The organism is Aquidulcibacter sp. (genome assembly GCF_044346625.1).
Taxonomy (GTDB): domain Bacteria; phylum Pseudomonadota; class Alphaproteobacteria; order Caulobacterales; family Aquidulcibacteraceae; genus Aquidulcibacter.
On sequence record NZ_JBIIYV010000075.1, the window covers coordinates 1 to 11,781 of the forward strand.

General features: G+C 56.3%; 7 protein-coding genes. 5 read left to right on the forward strand and 2 right to left on the reverse strand.

Annotated features, from left to right (window positions below; all coding sequences use genetic code 11):
• Positions 1–418: 418 nt before the first annotated feature.
• The 4 genes from ACIQ20_RS13950 to ACIQ20_RS13965 all read left to right on the forward strand — a co-directional run bounded on the left by ACIQ20_RS13950 (position 419) and on the right by ACIQ20_RS13965 (position 5,002).
• Positions 419–988, forward strand: coding sequence for a cytochrome b/b6 domain-containing protein (locus ACIQ20_RS13950; RefSeq protein ID WP_346382488.1), 570 nt, complete (start codon positions 419–421; stop codon positions 986–988).
• A gap of 28 nt (positions 989–1,016) precedes the next feature.
• Positions 1,017–1,733: a response regulator transcription factor gene (locus tag ACIQ20_RS13955; RefSeq protein WP_346382489.1), complete on the forward strand. Its 717-nt coding sequence runs from the start codon at positions 1,017–1,019 to the stop codon at positions 1,731–1,733.
• Positions 1,730–2,881 carry an ATP-binding protein gene (locus tag ACIQ20_RS13960; RefSeq protein WP_395781307.1) on the forward strand — a complete coding sequence of 384 codons (1,152 nt, stop codon included), beginning with the start codon at positions 1,730–1,732 and terminating at the stop codon, positions 2,879–2,881. Before ACIQ20_RS13955 ends, ACIQ20_RS13960 begins: the two co-directional genes overlap by 4 nt.
• A 93-nt stretch (positions 2,882–2,974) precedes the next feature.
• Positions 2,975–5,002, forward strand: a complete 2,028-nt coding sequence (locus ACIQ20_RS13965; RefSeq protein ID WP_395781309.1) for a TonB-dependent receptor plug domain-containing protein — start codon at positions 2,975–2,977, stop codon at positions 5,000–5,002.
• A 630-nt stretch (positions 5,003–5,632) separates the two neighbouring features.
• On the opposite strand, the gene ACIQ20_RS13970 is transcribed toward ACIQ20_RS13965, so the two are convergent.
• The gene (locus tag ACIQ20_RS13970; RefSeq protein ID WP_395781311.1) at positions 5,633–7,822 is read right to left on the reverse strand and encodes an ATP-binding protein; all 2,190 of its coding nucleotides are present in this window, start codon (positions 7,820–7,822) and stop codon (positions 5,633–5,635) included.
• 956 nt (positions 7,823–8,778) lie between these two features.
• Here ACIQ20_RS13970 and ACIQ20_RS13975 point away from each other — a divergent pair.
• Positions 8,779–9,318, forward strand: a complete 540-nt coding sequence (locus tag ACIQ20_RS13975; RefSeq protein WP_395781313.1) for a GNAT family N-acetyltransferase — start codon at positions 8,779–8,781, stop codon at positions 9,316–9,318.
• Positions 9,319–9,608: 290 nt separating this feature from the next.
• Here ACIQ20_RS13975 and ACIQ20_RS13980 read toward each other — a convergent pair whose 3' ends face one another.
• Positions 9,609–11,153 (reverse strand): leucyl aminopeptidase family protein, encoded by a 1,545-nt coding sequence (locus tag ACIQ20_RS13980; RefSeq protein ID WP_395781315.1) that lies wholly within the window; start codon positions 11,151–11,153, stop codon positions 9,609–9,611.
• Between the last annotated feature and the right edge of the window lie 628 nt (positions 11,154–11,781).

Below are 11,781 nucleotides of genomic sequence, written 5' to 3' on the forward strand. Positions count from 1 at the left end.
CCCAAGGCCCTAAAACCCGCGCCCAACCCCCACCTTTGGCGAAATCCCCATAGCACCACCCGACAACAACCAAGATTCGTTCCCTGGACACTTTCGTACGCCAAGAGGCATCCGAAACCCTTCACACGGGTTGCCGTTTAGGGCGGTTTAGCGGCTTATCGAAAGCAGACATTCACGAGATGGTAGGATAGTTACACTTCAATACGGTTGATTTTCGAAAAACTTCTGGCTGGATTATGAGGGGCTGGGTCACCGTCGAAGGGGCCGTGGCATTGCGCCTATCCTCATCTTTGTCGGGACTTGGGCGCACCCGACTAAACGGTGTCGGTAGCAACAAATTCTCTGCAATGGATCTGCAACATTTCCACAACAAAGCGACAAATCCCTTGGTGCATTAGGGATCGAGGAGGAAATGTTCATGATCGAAAGATATCCACGATTGATGCGGCTTATGCATTGGAGTGCAGCGGCGCTGATCCTGCCCGCCGTGCTGATCGGACTTGCGCTTGCTTATAAACTTGTCGTCCCCGATAGCCCAGCCGCAGACTGGTGGACGGATGTTCATGTGTTGTTGGGGCTGAGCGCATTGGGTATTATGCTCCTGCGGATTATCATTGCGCTACGTTCCGCCAAGCCGCCGATCGCCGGCACGCGCACAGAAGTTTTAGCTGCAAGGGGCGCGCATTTTGCTTTGTATCTGCTGGTGATCGTCCTGCCGTTGTCGGGATATGCAGGCTGGATTGCTTATGGAGAGGCGCCAAAGCCCTTCGGTATTCCTTTGCCAAACTTTGAGCCGCTCGCCACCTTCTTAGAAAGCAAAAAAGCTGGTGAGTGGCTTTGGCCCGTCCACGAATATGCCGGCCTTGCGCTTACCGCCTTGCTGGTCATCCATGTGGCGGCTGTTGTTCGCCGGAGCTGGCTTGCGCGCAACAGCGACAGGGTCGACGGTCTCAATCGAATGCGCGCCGGCCCAGCTAAACCGCTCTAACAAACAACGCTCATTAAGGCCCTTGCGTATGACGACTGCAGCAATTATCCCTAACAGTGTGACGCTCGCCGGGGTCAAAATTCTGATTGTTGAAGACGAACCCGAAATAGCGGAGATCGTCGATGCGTTTTTTCGCCGCGAAAACGCCGATTGCCTCATTGTCGGAGATGGCGAAAGTGCGGTGGATAGTTCACGCTGGTGGCAGCCTGATATCGTCATCCTTGATCTGGGTCTCCCCCGGCGTGATGGTATGTCGGTTTTGGCTCAATTGCGCGTTGGGCCAGTCCAACCCGGTGTCATCATCCTCAGTGCCCTCGGTGAGCCGATCGACAAGCTGGCGGGGTTCCGGCTCGGGTGCGATGATTATGTCGTCAAACCTTTCGACCCACATGAAATCGTTGCGCGTGCCAAGGTGCTGGCGGGCAGGCAACGCCGCGAGGCGGCACACACCGTTCGGTCTTTTGGCAATATTCGGATCGATGTGGATGCGTTCTGCGCGTTCGTTGGACCCCAGCCCCTTGACCTGACGCCGACCGAATTCAAGTTGCTGGATCTGTTCGTCGAGCGGGGGGGCAGACTCATCACACGCGGCCAGATTGTCGATCTCGCGCTGGACGAGGAAGCGTTTGACCGCTCCGTCGATCCCCATATCAGCCGTCTACGCCAGAAAATAAAACGCCAGCCCGGCAGTGGCGTACGCCTCACCAGCATTCGCGGCCAAGGCTATCGATTGGATCTCGTATGATATTGGGTTTACGTGCGAGGATCGCGCTTAGCGCCATCCTCATGAGTGTGATCGCAGCACTGGTAGCGGCGTTGGCGCCCGACTATGTCTATAGTCTGCGCGACCAGCTATTCATGGCCAGTCTAGCACCTGCCGAGAAGATGCAATTGGGGCGCTTACTTGAAACATCTGGACAGTGCTCGCCGTTGGTTTACGACTTCAAGATGGATCACGGCTTTGCGCCTTGGCGACTGAATTACGGCTGGGCTTTAGGCGGACTTATCGGGTTGACCGCCATCTGTTGCGCCGGGTTTGCGGTCATCTCTGCAGGACGGATCGCGGCACCTATCGAGGCAATTGCCAGCAGCGCACGCAAAATCGCAACAGGTGACCGGCACGCCCCGGCACCAATTGGTCGGGGCGTCCCGCTGGAAATCGCCGCACTGCACCGCGACTTTACGGCAATGACCAATGCCTTGTCCGCTGCCGACAATGATGTGCGCATGCGTTCTGCCGCCATCGCCCATGAACTCCGCACACCTTTGTCAGTCTTGCGTGGCCGTTTGATCGGCGTGCAATCAGGTGTTTTCCCGCTTGACGCCACATTACTAAACGGTCTGTTGCGCCAGATCGGTCTTGTCGATCAGCTAGTCGCCGACCTCAATATGCTGGCGTCACCGCTGGGCATCGACATGCAGCTAGACCTCGAGCCTGTTGCAATGGACCGTCTCGCCGCGTCGGTCATTGAGACGTTGCAACTTGACGCAGCTGAACAGGGCAACACCTTGAAGTTGGTTGCCACGCCGATTGTTGCACAGGTTGATCCTGGGCGCATTGAGCGCGCGTTAGTTAATCTGGTTGCCAACGCCATTCGTTATGCGCCGGGAAGCGAAATTCAAGTGTCTGTGCGCTCTGCCGCCGATCAAATCCTATTGTCGGTGCTCGACACTGGCCCCGGATGGCCCAGTGACGACCCACAATCTTTTGCTGCCGCCTTTGTTCGTGGCGACCAGTCACGATCCCGCCAATCGGGTGGCTCGGGGCTGGGCCTCGCAATCGTCACTGCCATCGCCCGCGCACATGGCGGATCATTGCGACTGAGCGCAGGGCAAGGTGGCGGCGCGCTCGCCGAAATCATCATCCCCATTGGCGGAGAAGGTAAAGCCTGAACCATCGTTAGCCGTTCGCAACATTTCCGCAATTTTCCGCCAACGCTGTTGCAGCTCTGACAAGTTATTGCGTCCCCAGAATTGGAAGCGCACATGAGACATCTAATCACCATCAGTATTGCCGCGACAATTGGGTTGTGCACCTCATCGAGTGCGCAAACGGCGTCGGAATCACCTGCTCGCGCGAGCTATCCTGCAGCATACTTCGCAGATATTCAGGCGCAGAACGCCTTCGATATGCTGGCCCGGGTCCCAGGTTTCACGCTGGTTGCGAGCGAAGACCTGCGCGGCTTTGGCGACGCGGCCGGCAATGTTCTGGTCAATGGCGCGCGGCCCGCGACTAAGGACGTCTCCCTGACCGAACTGTTGCGGCGCATTCCGGCACGCACTGTTGAACGCATCGACATGCTCGATGGAGCCGTCACTGGCCTTCAGGGCGGGGGCAGTCGGCTGGTGGCCAATGTCATCCTAAAGGCCTCCACGAGTAGCAGCGGTACATTGCGTCTGCGGGGCCAAACAACACAAGGGGGCAGGTTTGGACCATCCGCAGCCGGGTCGTGGCGCGGATCAATTGGCAGCGCCACCGTGTCAGCCAGTCTGGAAGCCGGAAACAAGTCGCTCGCGCGACTCGAAGGCCAACAGCGGCTAATTGATGGTAGCGGCGGGGTCGTCGAGGCTGGTCCTCTATTGGACCGTCGGCGCTACAATGACTATTCTGGCTCGTTGAGTATCGCCACCCCGATTGCCGGCATCAACACCACGTTGGCGACATCGCTACGGACAGATGACTTTAAGCGACGCCATCGTTTCACCGCTTTTGCGTCAGGCGCTGCTTTGCCGATCAGAACCCAGATCGAAGCTGAAAACTATCCTGGCCGCAGCGCCGAGCTGTCGCTCGAATTGACACGCCCTATCGGCCGCGGTGAAGCTAAACTGATAGGCCTTAGAACATGGTCAAACGAAAAGGGCTCCTCGCTAGTCGGCGCAGAATTTCCTTCCGGGGCTATTCAGAGTTCGCTTTATACATCCAATGATGACCTGTCCGAGAGCATTTTGAGAGCGACTTGGGCACCGCGTTGGCCAAAGCTTGCCGTCAGCGCGGCATTTGAAGGCGTGCGGACGACCTTAGTCTCAAACACTGAGTTCGTTCAGATCGACAACAAAATTGCAACACCGCTTGAGGCCGGCCGCACCAATGTTGGGGAAACACGCGGCTCAGCAGCTTTGTCGGCAACCTGGACAGGCATCGACAAGATATCGGTTGAGGGTGCCATCGCCTTTGAAGTATCGCGAATTACCCTAGCCGAGCCGCTACGATCTTCCAATACTTACCGCTTTTTCAAACCCCGCGTCGTGGCTGCATGGAACCCAACCAGCCAAATGACCCTGAGCTTGCAGGCCGAACGCAAAGTCGGCCAACTTAACTTTGGCGATTTCGTAGGGGCACAACAAGTCGCCGACGGCTCCTCAACCCAGACGAACAGTGCTCTCCAGCCTTCGCAAACCGATGGGCTGCGTCTGACGGCTGAACGCCGTTGGGGCACACGGGGCAGCGTCAGCATCACCTTCGTGAGCGAACGCCTAACCAATGTGGTGGACATCGTGCCAGTCGGTGATGGCCAAGGCGTTGGCAATCTGCCTTCGGCCAGCAGTTTCGGGGTCGATTTACTTGCTACAATCCCGCTTGGCTCTTTGCTAGATGGTGCAGAACTGACAGTGGATGCAGCTTGGCGAGAAACCTCGGTGCAAGATCCGTTCAATGGCGCGACGCGGCAATTACAAAATGCCGAGTTCGCCGGTACGACGATCAACTATCGTCAAATCATCAACCCGCGCTTCAGCTATGGCGCGGCAGTCAGATATGACCCGCCCTATCGACTTTTTCGCAGCCAGTTGAAAAGTGAGTTTGAGCTTGGGCCAGACTTTTCGATCTTTAGCGAATGGAACATCTGGCAAGGGACCAAGATGCGCGTCGAAGCCAACCGGCTGTTCGGCCAACGCAATGATCGCGAACTGACCCGCTATAAGGGACTGCGCGGCATTGCACCAATCAGCAGCACCGAGTTTCGCGATCGCACCAGCAGCCCAATTTTCGCGCTTCAAATCGAGAAAACCTTCTGACCGACCAATCCGAAACATGCACTTGTTGTGGGGAGAGCCGTTGCCATGGGCGCGCTCGCAGCGCGCGCTTAAATCTTAAGCCTCCCTCCACGCTATCTCCTCCGACCCTCCATAAATCGCGGCTACAACAAACCATAAACCCGCTCCTCCCTGAGCTTCACACCAAGGATAAAAAACATGATCAACCTTATTGTCGCCGCCTGGCTTTCCGTCCTCACTTCTGGCCTTCTGGGCATGGCTGCTTCTGACCGCCATTAGAGCAACGCCTTCCGTATTCGGACCGGCATCGTCAGCCCCACGCCTCCAACGTCCTCACGATGCCCAACCTAGGGCCGGCTCAGCCGGCCCTATCTTTTTGCCCGATCCTTTTGTTTGCGGTCTTGTGCGGTCCAAGCCTTGGATGGCGCGCTCTACACTCTGCCCGCAAACATACACGTATTTCGGGATGCGCGCAGAGGGGCAAGAGAGGTCTTGCGGCGGTCATTGCGGGTCGTTTAAAAAAGCGAAGACGCGGCCCGAGCATAGCTTCACTTGGCAAAACACAGTGGCGCTCCTAGTGATGTCCCATCCGTTGGGACGGACGACCCCTCCCCCACTCGACTGGGGCCAAGAGGCTACACTATCACTTGCTCAAGCAGCTTTAAACGAGCGCCCTGCATCGTCGCGGCAATGTTGCCGGAGGTGAATCGTGAACGTGGAGCCAGCACCCAACGCGCTCTCAACCTGGATAGATCCGCCCAGGAGATAGAGCAGCTTCTTGGTAATCGCTAGGCCGAGGCCTGTGCCCTCGGCCCGGCGGCTCAAAGAATCGTCGACCTGTGTGAATTCGCTGAACAGACGGGCTTGTTGCTCCGGAGACAAGCCGATGCCCGTGTCCGAGACCGAAATTGCAATGCCAAGCGCACCGTCGTGTTGAACGGGCCGCGCGGAAACCGTGATCCGCCCCGCCTGTGTAAACTTGCAAGCGTTGGAAACAAGATTGAACACGCATTGGCGCAGGCGCTGGGCGTCCGTAATGATCGTGCCAAAGGACGGATCAATCTCTAGAGCAAACGCATTTCCATTTCGGGCTGAGAGCGGCGCCGCCAGGTCGGCGACCTCCTGCAAGAGCTCCACAAGCGAGGTTTCCCCCAGCACCACTTCCAGCTTGTCGGCCTCAATCTTGGCGAGATCCAGCACATCGTTAATCAAGCCAAGAAGGTGGCGTGCGGAGCGGTTGATCTTTTCGCAGTCGCGTGCATCGACGGTGCCACCTTCCAGGATTTCCTCGCGCATCAGCTCAGAATACCCGATCACTGCATTCAGTGGCGTGCGCAGTTCATGGCTCATTGTGGCGAGGAAACGGGACTTCGCGGCGCTTGCTGCGCGAGCGGCTTCCAGCTCGCGCTCGGTGGCATGCAAATCCGTGACGTCTAGGAAAGCTGTGGAGCAGCGCGACCAATCCGCCTCGGCCCCTGGTAAGGCGGTTGAAACGACCACACACTCAACGAGACGTCCATCGCAGGTCTGCGCCTTTCCGCGAAATGTCATCTGGTCCGGCAGGGGGAAGTCTTGGTTGGCATTGTCGAGCCCCTCAAGGGCCGCTGCCACGAAATCGGCAGAGAAGATCTCCTTTTGTCGGCGCTGCAAATCCCCCAAGGATCCAGCAAAGAGCTTCAACGCCGCCGCATTGGCCTTGCCGATCTGAGCGTGACCCATCAGTTCAACGAGGGTTGTGGGGTTGGTCTTGCCCCAAACTGACGGCACTTGTCCCAATGCCTGAGCCCGGCGCAATACCTCGCGCAGCCAGCCGAGATTAGTCTCGAACAGCGCCAGCGGCGACTGGGAAAAGTGTGCGGCCGCCAAGCGACCAGCAGCCTCTGCGTCAGAAATCGCTTGCAATTCTGCGGTGCGGCTGGCGGTGACGTCGATAAAATGGACCAGTGTACGCGACCAATCCTCTTCATGGCCAGGCCATGGGCGCGACCAGTGGATGACGTGGCGCGCACTGCCATCAGGCAGTTCGACCGGCGAGAGCCAAGGGCGTTGCAGAGACTTTCGCCGTAGCGATTCAATCCAAGCATCGACCGCGTCAATACGGTTTTGCCCGCTCACAGTCAGGAACGGGTCTCCGATCAGCTCTGCTTCGCTACGCTTAAATAGTTTCTCTGCCGCTGGATTGACCCGCCGGATCCGGATGAAATCATGCGCACTGTCAATACCGGCGCGCAACTCCGAGGGCGCAGGGCCAGTGGCCAGGAAAGCCTTGATGCTGCCAGCCATTTCCATCATATCATATTCGATCGTCGGGATCGGATTGGTCTCAAACCAGATATCGGACTCGCGGCGCTGTTCGGTGATGTCGGTGATCAGGTTGGCCCATTGCCGCGTGGCACCTGGCTCGGCCTGAGGCAGCGGGCGCAGCTTCAACACACCGTAGCGGATGGCCCCATCCGGGCGGACATGCTGAAAGCGCCAAGAAAAGCCCTCATCGCCCTGGGCAAAGGCGCGGAATACCTCCCGTGCGCTGACCAAATTAAAAGCGTCCGCTGAAATCTGAGGCCAGGCCGCCTTCAGGTCGTCTTCCGCGAAACCGAAGAACGCGCACGCCGCCAAATTGGCACGGACCAAGGCATTTTTGGCATGCGCACCTGCCAAGCGATCTAAAAGGGCACCACGATCGGGATCAGGCTCCGCCGCCTCAGCATTAAGCGCCTCTGCAAGGGGGGTAGAGTCCGTCCAAACCAAAGGTGCCGGGTTTTCATCAAACCAAAAGCCAGCGGGAGGAAACACAAGTTCAGACTGAACCATGGCACCTTGATTTGTAATTGTGCTGAGCATTTCTAGCCCTTACTGCTAAACACTCCCCTACTTCGAGCGGGGCGCGCCCACCGTGCGCGCCCGGTAACATTACCGATGAGTTCTAAATGGTGCATTGAAGAATATAGTTAATATTATCTTTAAGTAATACATAATTTTACTATCTTTGGTATTTGCTAGCAACTCTGCATCAGACAATAACGAGAATGATTATATGTTGTTCTCAAAAGATATTCTATATACCAGACCTGCGCCTTAATGCCTCTCGTTTATTATGAGAGTGCTGTTTGTTGATGCCGCCGTGTTTGGGGTTAACCAAAATTTTGCCTTAAGTTTGAAGATGAATCGGTCACAATCAACCAAGTCGGAGCTTCATATACTGTGTCGCCATTGCAAACGACATAACGGCCAAGTTGGAAATCGTCACAGGCCCACTGTCAATTGCCACCCCGTATGCTGACAAGAGCACCGTTCCAACCGCTCCAAGGGCTACCGCTGTCAACGACAGATCGTGCGTTTGCCGTGTTTGCAACGCGCGGATAGCGTTCGGCAAGAAAGCACCGCCCGACGCTGCCGACGCTGCTTAGCCTAGTATCTCTATCAATTGCAGCGTTTCACCTCGATGCTGTGCCGAGCGGCAGCTTTATGACGGGCCTTAATTGCGCACAAGTGGTCGACTAGGGTCGTAAGGGTCTTAAGTTTTCACTAGAAAAGGGCAGTCTGGAAACGGCCAGTTCTGTTGAAATGCCGCCGGTCTCAAATGCGCCATATTAAGCCAACCAAAAAGCATACTACGTAGCTTCAAAGCGGACATTGCTGGCCCTAAAAACTGGAGCAGTTCAAAGGAGAACAAATACCTCGAATAGATGGCGGAAACTTTGGGGGGAGGTTACCCCTAAGACAGCGGGAGGGGCGAGGCGCTGGTTGCAGAAAATGCCCTAAAGGCGCTAAGCTCTGCCTAAGGTAGGACGGTAATCATGCTACTCACAACGGGCTATTCAGGGCACCAGCAAGCGCTCATCGAACTCTTCGCCAAGACCTTTGAAGCTTCAGAGGGGCAAGAGGAAGGGGCGCGAATTGGCGATTTGGTTCACAATCTGCTTTTAGAAACCCCGCTTGAAGATATCCGCGTCTACTGCGCCGAGATTGAAAATTGTGTCATTGGGGCTGCGATCTTTACCCGACTGACATATGCTTTCGACCCGCACATCGTTTTCCTCCTTTCACCGATGGCAGTATCACCTGAAAGTCAAAAGATTGGCATTGGGCAAGCCTTACTCACTCATGCACTAAGGGCGCTTCGCGCCGAAGGTGTCCAAATTGCCATCACCTACGGCGATCCGAGCTATTACAAGCAAGTTGGTTTTATGCCGATCACAGAGGATCAAGCCCGTGCGCCTCTACCGCTTAGCATGCCACACGGCTGGATAGGCCAGGCGTTGATCGAAAATAAGATGCCGCAGCTCCAAGGGCCATCAAGCTGCGTACCCGCTTTAAATCGAACTGACATTTGGTAAAAGGGCAGCTGAATTCAAACATCACGGAGCGTGGTCCTGCATTTCTAAGCCCGAGCAACCGAGCGCGGGACTTAAACCCGCTGCCAGCTACGCCTGTCGCCATTGACCTTGCACAGGGCCAGTCTGCGCTATTCAGTTCTTGGGCATAGGAGTATCGCCAATGGCGTAGCGTCTTTTCTACTTAGAGAGCCTGTGCCTCAGGCTGTGCCTAGCCAAAGGCTTAGGTCGAGTTTCAGCTTGCGCAAAAAGAATTGTCGGGCGGGGCAAGCGGAGTGACACATTGCGCCGTTCTAACGCCCTTCACTCTGAGCAATGACTTCATCGAAAAGTTTTACGCCAAAGCCAACAGCACCTGGAGGAATGGTTGGTTTGCGTGTGGTGGCCCAAGCGACGCCAGCAATATCAAGATGCACCCAAGCGGTTTCTGGCTTTACCCATTCCTCAATAAATGCGGCTCCAATTGACGCGCCTGGTGCGCCGCCCTCAACGACGTTCTTCACATCGGCTACATCGGACTTAATATCGGCACGGGTAGATGGGTGTATCGGCAAGCGCCAAGTCATTTCCCCGACTTTGGCACCAGCATCTTCAACACGCTTGGCCGCAGCCTCATTATTGTGGAACAGGGCGGCATAATCATCGCCGAGCGCGCCTCGTGCGGATCCGGTAAGGGTCGCGATATTGATCATGAGGCTAGGCTTGAAGGTTTCCTGGGTCCACCAATTGGCATCGGCCAATACCATTCGCCCCTCAGCATCGGTATTGAGGATTTCCATGGTTTTGCCAGACATGGACGTGAGTACATCGCCTGGGCGGATTGCGTTGCCGTCTGGCATGTTTTCCGCCAAGGCCGCCACACCAACTAAATTGACCTTGGCGCCGCGCTTGGCTGCTGCCAATACCGCACCCATTGATGCAGCCGAACCCGCCATATCATAGCGCATGCGCCACATGCCTTCTCCGGGTTTAATTGAAATGCCGCCGCTATCGAACGTGATGCCCTTGCCGACAAAACTGATCGGGGCGCTGTCACGAGCCCCGCCACGATAGTGGATAGCAAGCAGACGAACAGGCCGTGTCGAGCCTTGTCCAACTCCTACCAAACCACCCATGCCAAGGCGTGCGGCCTCTTTCTCGTCAATAACTGTGATCGACACATTGGGGATCCCCTCAAAAGCCGTGCTGACAGAGTCGACATACCATTGCGGGCTTTTGATGTTCGATGGGGTGGAGATTAGATCACGCGCGAGTTTCACGCCTTCACCGACCGGTTGCCAGCGTCCTATCCAAGCTGAACTTGCGGCGCTTGCATCGGCAACATGCAAGCGAAGCGGCCGGTCTGTAGTGGCCCGGGTTGTTTTGCCAATTTGAGGGAACTCATAAGAGCCAAGCCGTGCGCCCAACGCCACCAGGGCCCCAGCATCGACAAAAGCGGGCGCATCTGGGAGCACAACAGCCCAAGTGCTTGCTTGGCCTTCGAGCGCCGCACGCGCCACTCTGCCTCCAAAGTCTTCAAGGCCGACGCGACTAATGGCGCTTTCGCCAATGCCGATCAATGTCACGCGGCTGTAAGGCCCAACACTATAGAGGTTTAGTGTGTCTCCTGAATTGCCTTTGAACGAAGCAGCAGTGATTGCGCGCGAGATCCCGCCATTTGTGATCCGGTCAACCGCCATGGCCGCTTCTCCAAGCTTGCCATCTTTGCCGACAGGTAATGCAATCGCGCCGGTGCTGGGTGGTGCCGCAGTCACAAACGAAATGGGCAAAGCCATCGCAGGGGTCGAGATTACGCTACTAAGGATGATACCCAATGACGACAAAATCAGTGCACGCATGAAAGCCCCCCGGAAACTAATGATACATGCGGCTTGTGTCCGAGACCCGGGGCTGTCAAATCACACTAAAGTGAAGGGATCGGTGACCCGTCGCTCGCACGTTCGACGAAAGAAGGTCGCTTTGTTTCTGCAGGGCGCACCAGCAAACTTCGTTGTTAAGCCCCTAGTCCGCAGCGATTCACTCGGCAGCATTCCTTGGCCCAAGCCTTGGACAGCAGATGCTAAGCTAACATCATGGCGGTCGCCGCAAAGATAGTTGTGATGAAGCTTGGCTGCCATGACCCAGTGCAGGCTCAGATTTGATGTGCTCTAGAACCTGCTGGCCAGCGGAATTCAGAGTTTATCGTTCAGACGACTGGCAGATTTCGACGTCAGCGCATCATTTAGCGGACCAGCCGCGATCGGCCAAGTTCTGCCGAATTGCGGACAGTTTCAGTTGTGCCAGTTGTTGGCTCTTGGGCGGCCAACTCTGTTTTCCCAGAGCCGACGTGTCTGTGCTTATGTCGTCTAAGGATGCGGCGCTGGAATATTATGACGAGACGAAAGGGCTTGAAGGATATCATCCTTGCCTGCCACAAACTGTCGCCCCCTAGAATATCTGGCACCGGACTGCTCTGAGGCATCATCT

What these genes read in the sequence shown, in the direction of transcription:
- ACIQ20_RS13950 (WP_346382488.1), top strand. Translation starts at nt 419, where the DNA reads ATGATCGAAAGATATCCACGATTGATGCGGCTTATGCATTGGAGTGCA.
- ACIQ20_RS13955 (WP_346382489.1), top strand. Translation starts at nt 1,017, where the DNA reads ATGACGACTGCAGCAATTATCCCTAACAGTGTGACGCTCGCCGGGGTC.
- ACIQ20_RS13960 (WP_395781307.1), top strand. Translation starts at nt 1,730, where the DNA reads ATGATATTGGGTTTACGTGCGAGGATCGCGCTTAGCGCCATCCTCATG.
- ACIQ20_RS13965 (WP_395781309.1), top strand. Translation starts at nt 2,975, where the DNA reads ATGAGACATCTAATCACCATCAGTATTGCCGCGACAATTGGGTTGTGC.
- ACIQ20_RS13970 (WP_395781311.1), bottom strand. Translation starts at nt 7,822, where the DNA reads ATGCTCAGCACAATTACAAATCAAGGTGCCATGGTTCAGTCTGAACTT.
- ACIQ20_RS13975 (WP_395781313.1), top strand. Translation starts at nt 8,779, where the DNA reads ATGCTACTCACAACGGGCTATTCAGGGCACCAGCAAGCGCTCATCGAA.
- ACIQ20_RS13980 (WP_395781315.1), bottom strand. Translation starts at nt 11,153, where the DNA reads ATGCGTGCACTGATTTTGTCGTCATTGGGTATCATCCTTAGTAGCGTA.